Below are 18,555 nucleotides of genomic sequence, written 5' to 3' on the forward strand. Positions count from 1 at the left end.
CTAGTACGCGGAGTAGGCCGTGAGGGCCTCAAGCAGGGCAGGATCAGCTGTGGTTCCCAGAACCACAGCGGCTGCGGTCATCAGGCCGCCCATCAGGGCCGCCATCCCGGCCCAGGCGCCCAGCAGCTTCCAGTCCTCGCGCAGGACGCTCCGCACGGTCTGGGGAAGCTCGAGTCCCGGCGCGATCAGGTTGGGGGCGCTGTCCAGGCTGCCGTCGTCAAGCAGCGCAACTACCCTGCCGTTGCTCCGGTCCACGCGCATGGAGGAGATGTGGTTTCCGTGGCGGGCCAGGAGGATGTCGTGGCCAACGAGCTGCCGGCGCTGCAAGGTGATCAAGGGGGAGCCCTTCGATGGGGGTGGATTTGTCAATGTCCACGCCTTTGGGGCCTTTTCCAATTTTATCGTTGGAGAACGCAGCGAAACCGGTTTCAGCCGGTGAGAACGGACACCCCCCGCAGCGACATGCACCACCACGGGGAGTGTCCGGCGTTACGCCGGCGGCCGGTCCTGACGGTTCAGTCGGCGTCGTAGGTGTTGGCGATGTACACGTCGCAGGGTGCGTTGTGGGCAACGCTGTTGGCCACGCTGCCAAGGACGCGCCCGATGCCGTGCATGCGCCGGTTGCCCACCACGATGATCCTGGCGTCCATGCGGATGGCTTCCTTGATGAGGGCGTCGGCCGGGCGGCCGCGCGCTGCCGAATACGTCACCGTGATGTCGCGGCCCAGCGATTCCGCCACCGTCCGGGCCACCTGCTCCGCGGCGTCCGCGTCGGAGACGATCCAGCGGTCGCTGCCGCTGCCGAACACCTCGGTCCGGTCGCTGTCGAAGGCGGACACGACGTGCAGGGAAGCGCCCAGGGCCGCAGCCAGGTCCCTGGCTGACTGCGCCGCCTTCTTCGCCGTCTCGCTGCCGTCAACCCCTACAACGATGATTCCAGCCATATGCATGCTCCTTTGCTAGGTTTCGGCACTCGTGTGGCTTACGCTACAGCGCGGCGATGGCTTCCTGCAGCACCGGCGCCAACCGGCGCACTCCCTCGGCGATGGCATCGGGTGGTACGGCGCTGAAGGCGAGCCTGAGCTTGTTGGACGGTTCGTCCGACGGCGTGAAGGCGGCGCCGGGGATAAACACGACGCCGGCATCGATCGCCTTGTGCAGCAATGGGTAGGTATCAACACCCTCCGGCAGCGTCACCCAGACGAAGAAGCCGCCCTGCGGGTTGGTCCAGGTGGTTCCCGCGGGCATGTATTCCCTGAGGGCGGCCAGCATGGCGCGGCAGCGCTCGGCGTACAGCCGGCGGTAGGTCTCGATCTGTCCCTTCCAGTCGTAGTCGCGCAGGTAGGCCGAGACAAGCATCTGGTTCAGGGCGGGCGGGCAGAGCGTCACGGCTTCGGCGGCCAAGTAGTAGCGGCGCTGCAGGTGCTCCGGCACGAGGGCCCAGCCAATGCGCAGGCCGGGCGCGAAGATCTTGGAGAATGATCCCAAATAGATGACATCGTCTGGGTTTGCGGCCCGTAAGGGAGCCAAGGGCTCCCCCTCGAAGCGGAGCAGGCCATAAGGGTTGTCCTCGAGGACAAGGATATTCGCCCTGCGGCATATATCGACCACCTGCTGCCGGCGTTCCCTGGCCAGGGTGATGCCGGATGGATTGTTGAAGTTGGGGATGGTGTAGAGGAACTTGATGCTCCTGCCCGCCAGCTGCAGGGCGGCGATCCGCGCCTCCAGCAGTTCCGGAACCAGGCCGTACTGGTCCATCTCCACGGTCTCCACCTGGACCTGGTATGCCTCGAACGTGTTCAGTGCGCCCACGTAGGTGGGGTCCTCCACCAGCACCACGTCGCCCGGATTGCAGAACAGCTTGGTGGCAACGTCCTGGGCGGACTGGGAACCTGCGGTGATCACCACGTTCTGCGGACGGGCATCCAGGATTCCTTCTGCAGCCATGACATCGCAGATCTGTGCCCGGAGTTCCGCTGTGCCCTGCCCGGCCCCGTACTGGAGGGCGGTAAGGCCGTCCTCCGCGATGATTTTCGCCGCCGTGGCTGCGAGCCGGTCCAGGGGGAGCGACTGCAGGTACGGGCTTCCCCCCGCCAGCGACACCAAGCCGGGCCGCATGGAGATGTCGAAGACATCCCTCACCGCCGACTGCCGGATGTTCGCCGCGCGCTCGGAGAACAGTTCCTCGTGCCGGTGTGCCGACGTTGCCGCCCGCTCGATTGCATCAATGGCTTCCGCCGGCAGCGTGCCTGCCGCGGTGTCAAGTGTCTCGTGGGTCACAGAGTCAGGATACAGCCAGTTGTTGCTCTAAAAGCAACATATGTTTATTACTGATTTACCGGCGGCCGGCTACTTCAGTTTCAGGGAGTCCGCCAGGGTCTTTCCGTTGATGTAGATATCAGCCCGGACTGCACCCACTGCCTCAAGGGCGGTCTGGGTGAGCTGGGCGTCAATGCGCGGAAGGTCGCAGGTTCCGCCGGGCTTCAGCGCGCCCGCCAGGTAGACCGTGACCGTGGTGCCGTCAAAGCTGCCGGACAGGAACTTCAGCCTGGAGCCGCCCAGCGCGTTGTACAGTCCATCCGCCTGCTGTCCGCCGTCAAGGAGGGCAGCGATTGCAGCCTTCAGCCGGCCATCCCCGGCGCCGGCCAGTGGGGCGGAGGCGACCAGGCTGTCATTGCAGCCAAAGCGGATACCGTGCCTCCCGCCGTCGTCCACCATCACGAAGTAGGCCGTTACCGGCGGGGCCGTGGCGGCGGCGCTGGCCCGGGGACCTGCGGGTGCCGCTGCCTGGGGCGTACTTTGCGGCCTTCCGGCCGGTCTTCCTTGCTCCGCCCCCGGAGGGCTGCTTTCCATCGTCGCCGGAAGGAGGGCCAGCGGCGCTGCGCTGGTTCCGGCATTTCCGCCGGTGGCAGGCGCGGATGGCCCTTCCGGTTGGGGGAGAGGGGCGCTGCAAGCGCTGACCAGCAGCGCAAGGCACCCTGCTGCCGCTGCCACCGCCGCCCCAACTCCGTCTCTTTGCCATGCGGCACGCAATCCCATCCGGTAGGTCCAGTGGATTAACGCTACGGCGGCCCTGGTCCGCGCAGATGTCCGGAAGGTACCGGTTGGGACAAGAGTTGGTCACGGCTGGGAAGTGCCCCTTAAGCCGGCAGCGCCCGGCATGCAAAGCTGCATGCCGGGCGCTGCCGGGCCCCCTAAGCTGCCAAGTGGCGCGGGAGGTTAGGCTGCCGGTGCTGCGGCGGCCAGGGTGTCGAAGATGCCCTTGATCTGCTCCACGATTTCGGCGTCGTCCTTCGGGTGGACCTCGGCGAAGCGGACCATGGAGCCCGGGACGGCCAGGTTGACGTCGTCGAGGATCTGCGCGCCGGCGATGCCGGCGGCCTTGCGTGCCTCATCCTGGGCCCACACGCCGCCGTACTGGCCAAATGCTGTACCGACGACGGCGGTCGGCTTGCCCGCCAGGGCGCCGGCACCGAAGGGGCGGGACAGCCAGTCAATGGCGTTTTTCAGGGCGGCGGGAACGGTGCCGTTGTGTTCGGGGGTGACCAGCAGGAGGGTGTCGGCCTCTTCGGCGGCGGCGCGCAGTGCCGCGGCGGCAGCCGGGACCTGGCCTTCCACGTCCAGGTCCTCGTTGTAAAAGGGGATGTTGCCCAGGCTCTCGTGGATCACCACGTCCACCTGCTCGGGCGCGTTGAGCTGGATGGCTTCCGCCAGCTTCTGGTTGGTGGACTCGGCGCGGAGGCTGCCGACAAGGGTAAGGACTGTGCTCTTGGTCATGGAATCTCCTGGCTAGGGTCGCGGCGGGGACCGCGTTCGGGTGAACAGAGGCTCATGGAGCCTTCACCGTACTAAACGGACCGCAGTCCGCTTATATTCCCGGTGGCTACACTGTCTGTGTGAGTTCCATCCCAGTGCGGCCGGGAATGACCCCGGTAACGGCCGCGGAACGCAGCGACGCTGCCCGGAACCGGGAACGTCTCCTGCTGGCTGCCCGGGAGCTGATTGCGCAGGGCGGAGCGGCGGCGCTCACCATGGACCGCCTGGCCGGGCACGCCGGGGTGGGCAAGGGCACGGTCTTCCGCCGCTTCGGCAGCCGCGCCGGACTGATGCTGACATTGCTGAACGATTCGGAGGCCGCCTTCCAGGCCCGCGTCCTGTTCGGCCCGCCGCCCCTGGGCCCAGGGGCTGCGCCGCTGGACCGGCTCATCGCCCTTGGGCGCCGAGCGGATCGCTTACGTACTGGAATACGGCGACCTGGTCCTCGCTGCCGGACACGCCTCCCGCAGCAGGTTTGACGTCCCGGCCGCCGCCCTCTGGAACCGGCACGTGGAGATGCTCCTGCGCGAAGGCGGCTTCGAGTCCCCCGAACCGTGGCTGATGGCCGGATCCCTTAATGCCAGCCTGGACCCCGAGCGGCTCCTGCACCTTGTCCGCGAACATGGGGTCACCAGTGAACGGCTGGCAACTTCCTGGCGCGATCTTGTCACACGCGTGGCGGGCGGCGCGTAGATTACGCGGTGGAACGCCCTTGCGTCCAGTCAAACCAACTTCACAGAACTATTCATAACGATCTGATACGGCCCGCCTGATTTCGGGGGATTGCGGCGCTTTTCCGGTGAATGCTTGTGATAGTTTCCTCTGGAATGTGACCCGCGACATAGTCCACCAGGACCTGCCCATGGGGCTGCGGGAGGCCAGCTACCCGCTGGTGCAGAACCCGGTGAGGCGGCACAACCCGTGCTTGTCCGGGGACGACGGAAGGATCCAGCAGTGAAGGTTGACTTGGCCAGCGGCACGGCACGACATCGGACATTGGAGTGTTCCTCCGTCCAGCATCCGGCGGCGCGGCCAAAGAAATAGCCCCATGCTCAAGTACCTCGCCAAACGCGGCCTCACGTACGTGGTGATGATCTTCCTCACCACATCCGCCGGATACTTCCTGGCTGTCAGCTCGCTCAAGCCGGCGCTGCTCGAGCAGGAACGCATCCCCCGGCCCACCCCGGAGCAGGTGGCCAACTCCATGCGGCTGAAGGGCTTGGACCCGGGCCTCAGCCCGTGGGAGCGCTACGTTGACTGGCTCACCGGGATCGTCACCCGCTGGGACTGGGGCCGGAGCCCCAACGGCGCCTACATCAACGCCGAGTTTGGGGACCGCGTCTGGATCTCCACCCGGCTCTTCCTGGCGTCCATCATCCTTACCCTGGTTATCGGCGTCGCGCTCGGCGTCTATTCGGCCGCACGGCAGTACAAGTTCCAGGACCGCGTCATCACGTCCTACAGCTACCTCGCATACATCGTGCCCGCGCCCATCGCGTACTTCCTGGTTCAGCTGGGAGCCATCAACATCAATGAGTCCGTGGGGGACCGGATCTTCTTCGTCACCGGCATCTCCACACCGGGCGTAGCGGCCGGCTGGCCCCAGGCCATGGACCTGGCCGCGCATTACGTGGTGCCTACGGTGGCCATCACACTCGTGGGCTGGGGCGCCTACCAGATTGCGCAGCGGCAGTACCTGCTGGACAACGTGAACGCCGACTTTGTCCGCACCGCCCGGGCCAAGGGGCTCAGCCGGAACCAGGCAATCGCCCGGCACGCCCTCCGCGTCTCCTTCATTCCGGTGGCCCAGAGCATCGCGTTCACCATCCCGGCCATCTTCGCCGGCGGCTTCTTCGCCGAAAAGATCTTTGCCTGGCCGGGTGTTGGCTCCTGGAGCATTGACGCCATCTCGCTGCAGGACGTCAACGCCGCCACGGCCACCCTGGCCTACGGCTCCGTGATCTTCGCCCTGGGCGCCATCCTGGCGGACTTCGCCACCACGCTTGTCGACCCGAGAGTGCGGGTGCAGTAGCCATGACCAACCTGAACGCCGTTGACCCGGCAGCCGTGGCGCAGGACGCGCACCTGGAGAGCGCCGACGTCGTCATCGGCAAAAACACCATTATCTTCCGCCGCTTCCTGCGGAACAGGACCGCAGTGGCGGGCCTGGCCATCTTCCTGGCCCTGACGGTTTTCTCGTTCATCGGGGGATTCTTCACCCCGTGGGACAAGGAAACCATCGACCCCTTCAACATCGGAATGCCGCCATCGGCCGACCACTTCCTCGGTACGTCCCAGGCCGGAATCGATCTCTACGCCATGACCGTCGAGGGCACCAGGATCTCCATCCTGATTGGCCTGGTGGTAGGCCTCGTGTCGGTCCTGATCGCCGCCGTCTACGGCTGCAGCATGGCCTACTTCGGCGGCAAGGTGGACAAGGTGATGCTGTTCATCCTGGAGGCCCTGATCATGATGCCGGCACTCCTGGTGGTGGCCGTCGCCACCAGCGGCGGCGCTGCGGGCCTCAAGCGGGACCTTCCCTCGTGGCTGCTGCTCATCATCGTGCTGCTGGTATTCAGCTGGATGGGGACGGCCCGCCTGATCCGTTCCATGTCCATGTCCCTCATGCAGCGTGACTTCGTCAAGGCCGCCCAGTACATGGGCGTGCCGCCGCGGCGGATCGTCTGGCGCCACCTGGTTCCGAACATCGGCTCGCTGCTGATCCTGGACATCACCCGCGGGGTCACGGCGGCCATCCTCGCCGAGGTGGCCTTTTCCTTCATCGGCATCGGGATCAAGGTCCCGGACGTGAGCCTCGGCGTCCTGATCGGCGGTGCCACCTCCCAGGTGCAGACCTTCCCCTGGATGTTCTGGGTACCGCTGACCGTCATGTTCCTCCTGACCGGCTCGCTGGCCATGATGAACGACGGCCTGCGGGACGCCTTCGACCCCAGCTCCAGTTCCACCGGCAAGGCCAGGAAGGCCAAAGCCCGGACCATCCCCGCGGAAAAGAAGACGGCATGAGCAGCGAAACCACCACCGGAGCCATGGAACCCGCCCGGTCGGACGTGGAGCGCCTGCACGTGGCAGGACTGCACGCCCCTGCCGACGCAGTGCTGTCCGTCCGCGACCTGAATGTCCGCTTCAGTTCAGAGAACGGCGTTGTCCACGCCGTCAGGGGCGTCGACTTCGACCTGATGCCCGGCAAGACCCTGGGGATCGTTGGTGAATCAGGCTCCGGCAAATCGGTCACCTCGCTGGCCATCATGGGACTCCTCCCGCCCGCGGCCCAGGTCTCCGGCTCCGTCCGGCTCAACGGCAGGGAACTGCTGGGGCTGAGCGACAAGGCCATGTGCCAATTCCGCGGGAACGACCTTGCCATGGTGTTCCAGGACCCCCTCTCCTCCCTTACTCCCGTCTTCACGGTGGGCACCCAAATCATCGAAGCGTTGGCCATCCACCACCCCTACATGAGCAGGAAGGCCAAGGAAGCCCGCGCCGTCGAGCTTCTCGCCATGGTGGGGATCCCCAGCCCCCGTGAACGGCTGAAAGCCTTCCCGCACGAGTTCTCCGGCGGCATGCGCCAGCGCGTCATGATCGCCATCGCCATCGCCAACAACCCGCGCGTCCTGATCGCGGACGAGCCGACGACGGCCCTGGACGTCACCATCCAGGCCCAGGTCCTCGAGGTGCTCCACGCGGCACAGGAGGAGACCGGTGCCGCCGTCGTGATGATCACGCACGACCTCGGCGTGGTGGCCGGGATGGCAGACGACATCATGGTCATGTACGCGGGCAAGCCGGTGGAAACCGGTGCCGTGGACGACATCTACTACAACCCGCGGATGCCCTACACCATGGGCCTGCTGGGCGCCGTGCCCCGGGTGGACGTGGCGGAGAAATCCTCGCTCGTCCCCATCGAGGGAATGCCGCCCAACCTGCTCCACGCCCCCACCGGATGCTCGTTCGCACCCCGCTGCCCCCTTGCCTCGGAGGCCTGCCTTGACGGCGAGCCCGCCCTCGCACCCGTCGACGGCGGCGCACTGCACCGTGCCGCCTGCATCAAGTCCGGATCGCTGGGCGGAACTGTGGATGTCCACGACGTGTTCGCCGCCCCGCCGGTGCCTGTGTCCCGCTTCGACGCCATCCCCCGTGCCCAGCGGGACACCGTGCTGAAGCTCAAGGACGTGCGGAAGCATTTCCCGCTGACCAGGGGCGCCTTGATCAAGCGCAGGATCGGCACGGTCAAGGCCGTGGACGGCGTGACCTTTGATATCCGCGAAGGTGAATGCTTCTCCATCGTGGGCGAGTCCGGATCGGGAAAGACCACCACGCTCCTGGAGATCATGGAGTTCCATCCGGACCAGGACGGCGAGGTGGTGATCGGCGGGCTCAGCAACAAGCAGGCTGCCGACGCAAAGACCAAAGCCAGGATGCGCCGCGAGCTCCAGATGGTGTTCCAGGATCCCACCGGCGCCCTGGATCCCCGGTTCACGGTGTACGAGGTCCTTGCCGAACCCCTGCAGAACGCGGGCATGGACCGGGCGGCCACCAGGAAGCGGATCATGGAGCTGATGAAGCTCGTGGGCCTGCAGCCGGACCACGTCAACCGCTTCCCCAACCAGTTCTCCGGCGGCCAGCGGCAGCGGATCGGGATCGCCCGGGCGTTGGCCGTGAACCCCAAGCTGGTGGTTTTGGACGAACCCGTCTCCGCCCTGGACGTATCGGTCCAGGCCGGCGTGATCAACCTCCTGGACCACCTGCGCGCCGAACTGGGCCTGAGCTACCTGCTGGTGGCGCACGACCTCTCCGTGGTGCGCCACATCTCCAACCGGGTGGCGGTGATGTACTTGGGCAAAATCGTGGAGATCGGTGCCGTGGACCGGGTGTTCGACAACCCCCGGCACCCTTACACCCGCGCGCTCCTCTCCGCCATTCCCGTTCCGGACCCCCAGCTGGAACGCACCCGCGAACGCATCATCCTGCAGGGTGACCTGCCCTCGCCGCTGCAGGCACCCAAAGGCTGCAACTTCGCCACCCGTTGTCCTGTCTTCGCGGCGCTGCCGCCGGCCAAGCAGGAAAAGTGCCTCACCCTGGAACCGCCCCTGGAAGCTGCGGCATCCGCCGCGGACCAGCAGTTCGCCTGCTTCTTTCCGGATGGGGAACTGGATGAGGACATGCTGGTGGTCCACGAACCGGCGGACCACCATGCGCCCTAGGACTTCTCGACCCACAAGCACCACCACTCGCACCAATGAAGGGAAAACCATGAGGAAACTGAACAGGATCGGCGGAGCTGCAGCTGTTGCTGCGGCCCTGGCGCTGACGGCCTGCGGCGGTGGCGGTGCCAGCGGCCCCGAAACGGCCAAGGCACAGGCATCGGGAAGCGACCTGGCCAAGCTGATCAGCATCAACGAGAAGCCGGCTGCCGACCTGCAGCAGGGCGGCAAGGTCACCCTTCCGTTGGGCAACATCGGGCCGGACTTCAACGGGTTCTCCAACAACGGCAACAGTGCGGACAACTCAGCGCTGCAGGTTCCCATGAACCCGGTCGCCATGAACGGCGGCGGCATGGGCGGCTGCTGGAAGGTGGACTTCAAGGGCAAGGTCACGCCGAACACGGATTTCTGCGAGTCAGTGGACAGCGTGGTCAAGGACGGCAAGCAGACCATCACCATCAAGGTGAACCCCAAGGCCACCTACAACGACGGCACCCCGATCGACGTCAAGGCCTTCAAGAACACCTGGAACATCCTCAAGAGCCCGGATGCCGGCTACGACATCGTCAGCTCGGGCGCCTACGAGTTCGTTGACTCCGTCGAAGCGGGCAGCAACGACAAGGAAGTCATCGTCAAGACCAGCCAGCCGGTCTTCCCGGTGGATTCGCTGTTCTTCGGACTCATCCACCCCGCCGTCAACACCCCCGAAATCTTCAATGAGGGCTTCAACGGCAACATGCACCCCGAATGGATGGCAGGTCCCTTCAAGCTGGACCAGTACGACACCGCCGCCAAGACCGTCACCATGGTGCCGAACGACAAGTGGTGGGGCCAGAAGCCGGTCCTTGCCAACGTGACCTTCCGGCAGCTGGAAACCAGCGCCCAGATCGCCGCGTTCAAGAACGGCGAGATTGACGCGATGTCGGCCAACACCATCTCCCTCTACAAGCAGCTGGACGGCACCAAGGACTCCGACATCCGCCGCGGCCAGCGGCTGTTTGCCGGCGGCCTGAACCTGAACGCCCAGCGCATCACCGACGTCAACGTCCGCAAGGCCATCTTCGCCGCCGTCGACCGTGAAGCCCTGCGCAAGGTCCGCTTCAACGGGTTGAACTGGGAGGAGCCCAGCTCCGGTTCCATGATGCTCCTGCCGTTCTCGGACTACTACCAGGACAACTACCCGGTCAAGGAAACCGGCGCGGACGCCGCCAAGAAGGTCCTCACCGACGCCGGCTACACGGCCAACGCCAACGGGATCATGGAGAAGGACGGCAAGCCCGCCGCCTTCAAGATCAGCAACTTTGGCGACGACCCCACCACCCTGGCAGTGGCCCAGACGCTCCAGAAGCAGCTCCAGGCCGGCGGCATGGATGTCGGGATTGACCAGCGCGCCTCCGCCGACTTCGGCAAGGTCCTGGGCAGCCGTGAGTTCGACCTGAGCATCTCCGGCTACACGGTTGGTCCGGACGCCACCGATGCCGTCAAGCAGTACTACGACTCCAAGACCAACGAGAACAAGCTGGGCGACGCCGAGCTGGACAAGAAGATTGCCGACCTCGCCTCGATCGAGGACAACGCCGCCCGCAACAAGGCAGCCATGGATGTGGAGAAGGAGCACATGGCCAAGTACTACTCCATGGGCGTGGTCTTCAACGGCCCGCAGATCTCCTTCGTCCGCACCGGCCTGGCCAACTACGGCCCGTCCCTCTTCAAGAGCCTCTCGCAGGTTCCGGACTGGACCACCATCGGCTGGGAAAAGAAGTAACGTCCCTCCCGCGGCAGTAGCCGCACAACGCCGAAAGAAGGCACCCCTGGTCACCAGGGGTGCCTTCTTTCGGCGTTTAACGGGTCTTGTTCGATGCCGCCACGCCAGGGGTAGCGTTGGTTCCATGACCGGAACTGAAGGCGACCAGCGCACCATCCGTACCGCCGTCGTCGGCTATGGGCTAGCCGGCAGCGTGTTCCACGCGCCGTTGCTCGCGGCCAACAGCAGCTACTCGCTGGACGCCGTGGCCACGTCCGACGCCGGGCGGAGGGCGGCTGCCTCATCCAGGCTTCCAGGGGTGGAGGTAATGCGGGACGGTGCCGCCGTCCTTAAGCGGGCAGCCGACCTGGACCTGTTGGTCCTGGCGACGCCGCCCGCGACGCACCATTCGCTGGCCAAGGCAGCGTTGGAAGCGGGACTGGACGTGGTGGTGGACAAGCCATTTGCGGTCACCAGCGGGCAGGGGCAGGAACTGATCGACCTGGCGCGGCAGCTGGGCCGCGTGCTCACGGTGTTCCACAACCGGCGGTGGGACGGGGACTTCCTCACGCTGCGAAAGCTGCTGGCCGCGCAGTCGCTGGGAAGCGTCACCAGGTTCGAGTCGCGTTTCGAACGCTGGTCCCCGGCCATCAGCAAAGCCTGGAAGGCCCGGGCCACAGCCGTCGACGGGGGAGGCATCCTGTTTGATCTTGGCAGCCACCTGATCGACCAGGCGCTGCAGCTGTTCGGCCCGGCCGCCGTGCTCCACGCCGAGCTGAAGGCGCGGCGCTCGGATGAGCGGACGGATGATGACGTCTTCCTGGTCCTGCGGCACGATTCGGGGGTGACCAGCCACCTGACCATGAACATGCTGTGCGCGCAGCAGGGTCCGCGCTTCCGGGTGCTGGGCTCGATAGGCGGCTTCACCAAGAACGGTGTGGACCCCCAGGAGCCCTACATGGCGGCCGGCGGCAGCCCCCTGGATCCCGCCTACGGCCAGGAGGCGCCGGAGTGGGCCGGCCTCTTGGGCCGCGACGGCCACCTGGACCGGCTCCCCACCGAACGCGGCGCGTACCCCGAGTTCTACCGGATCCTGGCGGACAAGATCCTCGACGGCGGCACCGCGTCGGCCCGTCCCCTCCCGGTAGACCCGGAGGACGCGGTCGCGGTCCTGAAAATCATGGAAAAAGCGCGCGAACTGGCCTAGGCCCGTCGATTGCTCCCCACAGGGCCCCCGTAGACGCCGTTTTGAGGGCTCAAAAGGGCGAGTAGGGAGCAATCGACGGAGGGGCTTACGCGGAGACCAGTTCGTGCCAGTCCTTGACGAGGGGCAGGTTGTGGGCTTCGGACACGGAGTGGTGTGCCACGTGGCCGGCGGCGATGTTCAGGCCGGCGGCGAGGGCGGGGTCGCGGTCGAAGGCGGCCTTCACGCCCAGGTTGGCCAGGGACACGGCGTAGCGCAGGGTGACGTTGGTCAGCGCGTAGGTGGAGGTGTTGGGCACGGCGCCGGGCATGTTGGCCACGCAGTAGAAGATGGTGTTGTGCACCTTGTACGTGGGTTCCTGGTGCGTGGTGGGGTGCGTGTCCTCGAAGCAGCCGCCCTGGTCCACCGCGATGTCCACCAGGACCGAGCCGGGCTTCATCCGGGCCACGAGGTCGTTGGTCGGAACCGATCACCAGGTCGGCGTCCACCACTGACTTTTCGATCTCGTACTTGTTGGAGGCAACCGTCTTCAGCCGTCCCTGGTACTGGGCGTCCAGTTCGCGCAGGCGGTTGATGTTGATGTCCAGGATAGTGACGTCGGCACCCAGGCCCAGGGCCATGGCTGCGGCGTTGGTGCCGGCAACACCGGCGCCCAGGACCACCACTTTGGCGGGGCGCACGCCGGGAACGCCGCCCAGCAGGACGCCCTTGCCGCCGGCCGGAGCCATCAGCGAGGTGGCACCCACCTGGACGGAGAGGCGGCCGGCAACCTCGGACATCGGGGCCAGCAGCGGCAGCGAGCGGCCTTCCTGCACCGTTTCGTAGGCGATGGCAGTGACGCCGGAGTTGATGAGTTCGCGGGTGAGTTCCGGCTCGGCAGCCAGGTGCAGGTAGGTGAAGAGGATCAGGCCCTTGCGGAAGCGGTGGTACTCGGACTTGATGGGCTCCTTGACCTTCATCACCATGTCGGCCCGGGCCCAGACATCGTCCGCCTCGTTAACGATCTCGGCGCCCGCGATCGAGTATTCCTCATCGGTAATGCCTGAGCCCAGGCCGGCACCGCGCTCCACCAGGACGGTGTGTCCGTGGGTGCGGAATTCGTGGACTCCGGCCGCGGTGATGGCCACGCGGAATTCGTTGTTCTTGATTTCTTTGGGGACGCCGATGATCATCGTCTGCTCCAGTGTGCGGGGCCGGTGGGCCGTAAAAACGGAAAGGATTTCGTGTTTCAACGATAAATCCGGCTGTGAGCCACATGACACGGAGCGGGCTTGCAGCCATGCCAAGGACCCCCGTGATTCCGCGGTTTTCACGCTTCAGTGCTCGACAGGTGTCGAGCACTGAAGCGTCAGGTGTCGCCTCGTGTCCGTTCGTCTGTAGAGCTCCCAGCGCAGTAGTGTTGCCCCATGCAGCAGCAGGGTGTGGAACAGCTCGTCGAACAGGTGGCGCAGAAGCTGGGGCGCGGCCTGTCCCTCGAGGACCTGGACGGCCTTTTGCTGGCCTACAGCTCCAACCAGTCCCACGCCGACCGGGTGCGGGTGAACTTCCTGCTGAGCAAAAAGGTCCCGGCGGACGTGAGCGCGTGGCAGCTCTCGCACGGCATCGCCACCGCCGTGCGGCCCGTTGTGGTCCCGGCCAACCCTGATCTGGGCATGCTGGGCAGGGTCTGCGTTCCGCTCATGGTGCGGGGCTTCCGCGTGGGTTACCTCTGGGTGCAGCAGGACTCCGCGGAGGAAAGCCCGACGGCGATCCTCACCCAGCTGCCGGGCGTGAACCATGAGCTTGAGCTGCTGTCCGGCCTCCTGCTCGATTCGAATACGGCCGAATCCGAATTCCGGCGGGGCCGGGAGCGGGAGTTCCTGGCCGCCTGCGCGGGAGAACCGAACGCTGTGGCCGCCGTGGCCGGGTGGAAGGAAGTCCAGGGCCGCGGTCCGTGGCAGATGGTCACGGTGCTCGATGCGGACGGCTGGGCCAGCGGCCCGGACCCCATCGCGTCCACCCTGATCCACCGCTCCACAGCGCTCCAGGCAACCGTGGGCGTGGACGCCGCCCTTTTCAGCGCCGGTACGGAAACCCACTCGGTGGTGCTGTTCCGCGAGTCGACGGGCCGGGCCAACCACGCCCAGGTCCTGGTCCACTACCAGCTGGAGCTGGCCAAACGGTCCGGCCGCCCGGTCCACCGGATCATCCTGGGCATCAGCGAGGGCTTCTCCAAGACCCGCCAGCTCTCCGAGGCATACCGGCAGTCGCGGGTGGCAGCGCAGGCGGCAGCCGTGGACCCGCAGCTGGGTGAACTGGTGGACATCCGCGCAACGGGCGTCTACCAGCTTCTCGCCTCGGCCGGGGGAGGGGTGGGGGCCTGGGCGGATTCCGGTTCGGTGTACTTCCGGATGCTCGAGGACCACGACCGCAACGGCGAGCTCATCCCGGTCCTTGAACTCCTGTATGACAACGATGGGTCCGTGCAGGATGTGGCCGGCAAGCTCCACCTGCACCGCAGCAGCATCTACAACAGGCTGGGCCGGATCCGGCAGCTGCTGGGGGTGGACCCGCTGAAGGGGATGCCCCGCCTGGAGCTGCACGCCGCGTTGAAGATGCGGCGCTGGGCGGCGAGGCCAAGGATCTGAGTACCCAGACCTGGCGTTAGGCACCGGCCTCGGTGAAGGACATGATGGCGGCCGCTACCTGCCGTGGCCGCAGGTGCTGGGCCACGTGTCCTGCCCGGTCGATCTCAACAAAGCGTCCCTGCGGCACCACCTGGGCGAGGAGGCGCGACCAATCCGCGCCCGCCACCGGGTCCTGTTTCCCGCGCAGGACCAGCACCGGCACATTGATGCCCGCCAGCCGCAGCTCCGTGGGGTAGCCCATCATCACGGGGAGCACGGTGAAGTACCATCGCGGACCGCAGCGGAAGTAGTCCGACACCACCAGCCAGTTGGAGGAGGCGCTTTCCCGGAGGAGTGAGTCCAGGAACAGTGCCAGGCCCTGCCGCCCCACGCTGCGGTGCCGCGAATCGACCACGGGACCCATCAACACCAGCCGCAGTGCGTGGTCCGGTGCGCAGAGTGCCGCCTCGATGGCGAACTGGACGCCCATCGAATGTCCCACCAGGATGTACGGGCCAATGCCGCTGGCCTTCAGAGCCTGCGCGATGAAGGCGCCGTAGTCCTCCACGGACAACTGCCTCCCCGGCCTGGGGGTGCCGGCAAAGCCAGGCAGGTCCAGGGAATAGGTGGGGGCAGTGGCGGCGAGCTCACCGTGCAGGCGCCGGAGGTAGCGGTGGGAAACGCCGATGCCGTGGATGAGGATGTATGCGGGCTCTCGCGAACCGTCCGCGCGTTCCAGCCCCGGTGCAGGTGTTCCATCAGCCCACAGGATCCGGCCTTTCAGCCCGTGGGCTTCCAGGTCGGCTGACTGCAGCGGAGGGCTTGTCCGGTCTCCGGCCTTCGCCATGGGCACTATTCCCGCGGGCCGGCGTCTGCGCCGGCGTTCTTGTCCTGCCTGCGCTTGTGTTCGGCAAGTTTCTGGCTTTCGAGCCACGCCATGACGTCAGCCTGCCGGATCCGCCGGTGCGAGCCGCGGTACTCCACCGGGATCTCACCGCGGTCCGTCATGTTGCGCAGGTAGGTGTGCGAAATCCCCGCCAGCTCTGCCGCCTGCGACGTGGTCAGCATTTCCGCCACGCTGCTCACGGTCACCGTTTCGCCGCGGCCCAGCCGGGCAAGGAGGTCCACGACGGCGTCCCGCGCCTGCCCGGGCAGCCGATGGACCGTTCCGTCGACGAAGACAGTGATGTCATTGCTGTCCTCGAGGGCGCGCGTCAGGACGCGGGCTTCGCCGGCGGGCAGGCCGGCCGTGACGCGGGGGGCTATCAATGCCATGGACGTAGCCTATCCCGGCCGCAGCCGGCGTGGCCGCGGACCCGTCAGAGCCCCAGCTCCTCCAATACCGGCAGCTTTTCCCGGACCCACGCGCGCGCCTCGGTGGCGCTCGGCGCGGACAGGGCGAGCTTGGCCAGGTCCTGGGCTTCGGACAGGGTTACCGTCTTCAGGACTGCTGCCACCGCGGCGAGGGACCGCGCCGTCATGGACAGGGTGCTGACGCCCAGGCCGGTGAGGACGACGGCGAGGGCGGGATCGGCGGCGGCCTCGCCGCAGACACCCACCGGTTTGTTGTGGCCCTCGGCCCGGGATCCTTCAACCGTCAGTCCGACCAGCCGCAGGACGGCCGGCTGCCACGGGGTGTTCAGGTTGGCCAGCGGGCCGAGCTGGCGGTCGGCGGCCATGGCGTACTGGGTGAGGTCGTTGGTGCCCAGGCTGGCAAAGCTGACTTCGCGGAGGATGGCCTCGGCGGTGAGGGCCGCGGAGGGGACCTCCACCATCACGCCGGGGGTCTTGATGCCCGCGTCGGCGCACATGGAGGCGAACCGGGCCGCTTCTTCCGCAGTGGAGATCATCGGGGCCATGACCCAGACGTCGGCTCCTGACTGCTTCTGAGCCAGGGCAATGGCTTCCAGCTGCCGGTCCAGGACGCCTGGGGTGGTGAAGTCGGTGCGGTAGCCGCGGACGCCAAGGGCCGGGTTGGGCTCCGTGGAATCCGTCAGGAACGGCAGCGGCTTATCCGCACCGGCATCCAGCGTCCGGAGGACCACCTTCTTGCCGGGGAAGGCATCAAAAACGCTCTTGTAGGCAGCAGCCTGCTCTTCGACGCTGGGTTCGGTGTCGCGCTCCAAAAAGCAGAACTCGGTGCGGAACAGGCCCACGCCCTGGGCGCCCAGCTTGGCGGCCGCTTCGGCGTCCTTGCCGCCGCCCACGTTGGCGAGCAGCGGCACCTCGTGGCCGTCCGCCGTCGCGCCCGTGCCGGTGAATTCAGCCAGCAGCGACGCCGTGGCGGCCCATGCTTCCGCTGTTGCCCGGAGGGATTCGTCGGGGTCGGAAGTGATGAGGCCGGCCGCGCCGTCCACGTACACCTCGGTGCCGTCCGGCAGTTCGTCCACTCCCACGGCGGCAACCACGGCGGGCAGGCCAAGGGACCGGGCGATGATGGCGGTGTGGGACTGGGGGCCGCCGCCGGCGGTGACCAGCGCCAGGACCTTGTTCGGGTCAAGCGTTGCGGTGTCCGCGGGGGCCAGGTCCTCGGCCACCAGGACGAACGGGGTGTTGGACGCGGGAATGCCGGGCGCGGGCACGCCGCGGAGCTCGGCCACGATGCGGGCGCGCACGTCCAGGACGTCGGTGGCACGTTCGGCCATGTAGCCGCCCAGGTTGTGCAGCATTTCGGAGACGGAGGAGCCGGACTCCCAGATGGCGCGTTCGGCAGAGGTGCCGCGGGCCACCAGCTTGGCCGCACCCTTGATCAGCATGGTGTCCTTGGCCATCAGGGCGGTGGCCTCCAGGACGGCCTTGCCGTCGCCGGTGGCATGGGCGGCGCGGTCCTTCAGTTCGTCGTGCACGGCCTGCGCGGCGGCCTTCAGTGCTGCGGTGGCTTCTTCTGCAGTGGTGTCCGGGGCCAGCTGTTCACCGGCGGGAGGCTCACTGATCGGTTTGGGCATCTGCCGGATGGTGCCGATGACGCGGCCTGGACTGACGCCTACTCCTGGGAAGTTCTGCACTGAAGGTCCTCATTCTCTGCCGGTAGACAGGCCCGCCAAGTTCCCCCGGCGCCGTGCCGGGTCCGCCGGAGGACTGCTACGTCCAGGGCGGGAAACGTGCCTGAAAAAATTGTATGTGATTCAGTTCATATAGCAACGCTATAGGTGCTAGGGTAGCGGTTATGAGTTTGGATGGCCAGCTTCCCCCCAAAATGCGGCTGCTCCGTGCTGCCGCGGAACTGCTGGCAAAATCCGCGGGGGCTCCGGTGTCCACGCGCCAGATCACGCAGCTGGCCGGGGTTTCGGCTCCTACGCTGTACCACCACTTCGGTGACAAGGAAGGTTTGTTCGACGCCGTCGTCGCCGCAGGGTTTGAAGAATATGTCGCGGGCGAAAGGGATTTCGCCCCCTCCGGACAGCCCATCGAGGACATCCGGAGAATGTGGGACAACCACGTCCAGTTCGGACTGAACCAGCCCGAGCTGTACCTGGTGATGTTCGGCAATATCCGCCCGGAGAGCCGGCCTGCCATCGTGGCGGACGCCGAGGCGCTCATGGAGGAGATGCTGAACAAGGCAGCGGCGGCGGGCCAGCTGAACGTCCAGCCCCGGGAGGCAGCCAGGTCCATCCTGGCTGCCAACGTGGGCGTGACGCTGATGCTGATTGCGGAGCCCGCTTCCGAACGCAACCTCGAACTGTCCACCATGACCCGGGACGCCATGATCTTCGCGGTGTCCGCCGAGCCCGCCAGCGGCCCGGCCCCGGGCGGCACCGGAAAGTCCTCGGTGGTGGTGGCAGCGATCGCCCTGAACGCCGCACTTCAGGCTTCGCACTCTGACCAGCTTTCCAGCTCGGAACTCAAGCTCTTCCTCGAATGGCTTCACCGGATCTCCACCAGCCCTGCCGGTTAGCCCCGGACCCCCGTAGTACCCAGCAGTACGTCGTCGTAATCATCGGACCACTCCTGCGGAGCAGCAGGAAT

General features: G+C 66.6%; 16 protein-coding genes and 2 pseudogenes. 9 read left to right on the forward strand and 9 right to left on the reverse strand.

The genetic code is table 11. The features are described 5' to 3' along the window. The 5 genes from ASG79_RS16215 to ASG79_RS16235 all read right to left on the reverse strand — a co-directional run bounded on the left by ASG79_RS16215 (nucleotide 1) and on the right by ASG79_RS16235 (nucleotide 3,777). The gene (locus ASG79_RS16215; protein ID WP_018769754.1) at nucleotides 1–336 is read right to left on the reverse strand and encodes a hypothetical protein; all 336 of its coding nucleotides are present in this window, start codon (nucleotides 334–336) and stop codon (nucleotides 1–3) included. Nucleotides 337–515: 179 nt separating this feature from the next. After that, the gene (locus ASG79_RS16220; protein ID WP_018769753.1) at nucleotides 516–944 is read right to left on the reverse strand and encodes a universal stress protein; all 429 of its coding nucleotides are present in this window, start codon (nucleotides 942–944) and stop codon (nucleotides 516–518) included. Nucleotides 945–987: 43 nt separating this feature from the next. Further along, nucleotides 988–2,280: a PLP-dependent aminotransferase family protein gene (locus ASG79_RS16225; RefSeq protein WP_056392471.1), complete on the reverse strand. Its 1,293-nt coding sequence runs from the start codon at nucleotides 2,278–2,280 to the stop codon at nucleotides 988–990. A 69-nt stretch (nucleotides 2,281–2,349) separates the two neighbouring features. After that, entirely contained in the window at nucleotides 2,350–2,994 is a 645-nt protein-coding gene (locus tag ASG79_RS24170; protein WP_235509827.1) for a GerMN domain-containing protein, read from the reverse strand. A 225-nt stretch (nucleotides 2,995–3,219) separates the two neighbouring features. After that, entirely contained in the window at nucleotides 3,220–3,777 is a 558-nt protein-coding gene (locus ASG79_RS16235) for an NAD(P)H-dependent oxidoreductase (RefSeq protein WP_056392473.1), read from the reverse strand. Between the two features lie 146 nt (nucleotides 3,778–3,923). Here ASG79_RS16235 and ASG79_RS16240 point away from each other — a divergent pair. The 7 genes and pseudogenes from ASG79_RS16240 to ASG79_RS16265 all read left to right on the forward strand — a co-directional run bounded on the left by ASG79_RS16240 (nucleotide 3,924) and on the right by ASG79_RS16265 (nucleotide 11,986). Then, nucleotides 3,924–4,509 (forward strand): annotated as a pseudogene (locus tag ASG79_RS16240) (TetR/AcrR family transcriptional regulator). Nucleotides 4,510–4,645: 136 nt separating this feature from the next. Continuing rightward, nucleotides 4,646–4,774, forward strand: a complete 129-nt coding sequence (locus tag ASG79_RS24335) for a hypothetical protein (RefSeq protein WP_018769748.1) — start codon at nucleotides 4,646–4,648, stop codon at nucleotides 4,772–4,774. Nucleotides 4,775–4,864: 90 nt separating this feature from the next. Further along, nucleotides 4,865–5,848 (forward strand): ABC transporter permease, encoded by a 984-nt coding sequence (locus ASG79_RS16245; protein ID WP_056392475.1) that lies wholly within the window; start codon nucleotides 4,865–4,867, stop codon nucleotides 5,846–5,848. 2 nt (nucleotides 5,849–5,850) lie between these two features. After that, entirely contained in the window at nucleotides 5,851–6,840 is a 990-nt protein-coding gene (locus ASG79_RS16250) for an ABC transporter permease (protein ID WP_018769746.1), read from the forward strand. Further along, nucleotides 6,837–9,035 (forward strand): ABC transporter ATP-binding protein, encoded by a 2,199-nt coding sequence (locus tag ASG79_RS16255; protein ID WP_056392478.1) that lies wholly within the window; start codon nucleotides 6,837–6,839, stop codon nucleotides 9,033–9,035. The genes ASG79_RS16250 and ASG79_RS16255 overlap by 4 nt, the downstream gene beginning before the upstream one ends. 49 nt (nucleotides 9,036–9,084) lie before the next feature. After that, on the forward strand, nucleotides 9,085–10,800 hold the full coding sequence (locus ASG79_RS16260; RefSeq protein ID WP_056392480.1) for an ABC transporter family substrate-binding protein: 1,716 nt from the start codon (nucleotides 9,085–9,087) through the stop codon (nucleotides 10,798–10,800). A 124-nt stretch (nucleotides 10,801–10,924) separates the two neighbouring features. Then, entirely contained in the window at nucleotides 10,925–11,986 is a 1,062-nt protein-coding gene (locus ASG79_RS16265) for a Gfo/Idh/MocA family oxidoreductase (RefSeq protein WP_056392482.1), read from the forward strand. An 85-nt stretch (nucleotides 11,987–12,071) separates the two neighbouring features. On the opposite strand, the pseudogene ald reads toward ASG79_RS16265, so the two are convergent. After that, nucleotides 12,072–13,155: pseudogene (gene ald, locus ASG79_RS16270) on the reverse strand (alanine dehydrogenase). A gap of 234 nt (nucleotides 13,156–13,389) precedes the next feature. Between ald and ASG79_RS16275 the strand changes: the two are divergent. Continuing rightward, entirely contained in the window at nucleotides 13,390–14,610 is a 1,221-nt protein-coding gene (locus ASG79_RS16275) for a PucR family transcriptional regulator (RefSeq protein WP_056392484.1), read from the forward strand. 16 nt (nucleotides 14,611–14,626) lie between these two features. On the opposite strand, the gene ASG79_RS16280 is transcribed toward ASG79_RS16275, so the two are convergent. Genes ASG79_RS16280 through ptsP form a run of 3 tightly spaced genes read right to left on the reverse strand, consistent with a single transcriptional unit; the run spans nucleotide 14,627 to nucleotide 17,594 of the window. Then, nucleotides 14,627–15,436: an alpha/beta fold hydrolase gene (locus tag ASG79_RS16280; RefSeq protein WP_056392542.1), complete on the reverse strand. Its 810-nt coding sequence runs from the start codon at nucleotides 15,434–15,436 to the stop codon at nucleotides 14,627–14,629. Nucleotides 15,437–15,441: 5 nt separating this feature from the next. Then, complete coding sequence (locus ASG79_RS16285) at nucleotides 15,442–15,864, reverse strand: helix-turn-helix domain-containing protein (protein ID WP_056392486.1); 423 nt, start codon at nucleotides 15,862–15,864, stop codon at nucleotides 15,442–15,444. A 44-nt stretch (nucleotides 15,865–15,908) separates the two neighbouring features. Continuing rightward, nucleotides 15,909–17,594, reverse strand: a complete 1,686-nt coding sequence (gene ptsP / locus ASG79_RS16290; RefSeq protein WP_056392488.1) for a phosphoenolpyruvate--protein phosphotransferase — start codon at nucleotides 17,592–17,594, stop codon at nucleotides 15,909–15,911. Nucleotides 17,595–17,755: 161 nt separating this feature from the next. On the opposite strand from ptsP, the gene ASG79_RS16295 reads away from it, so the two are divergent. Further along, the gene (locus ASG79_RS16295) at nucleotides 17,756–18,484 is read left to right on the forward strand and encodes a TetR/AcrR family transcriptional regulator (protein WP_026265838.1); all 729 of its coding nucleotides are present in this window, start codon (nucleotides 17,756–17,758) and stop codon (nucleotides 18,482–18,484) included. Nucleotides 18,485–18,555 lie beyond the last annotated feature (71 nt).

This window comes from Arthrobacter sp. Soil761 (genome assembly GCF_001428325.1).
GTDB lineage: Bacteria > Actinomycetota > Actinomycetes > Actinomycetales > Micrococcaceae > Arthrobacter.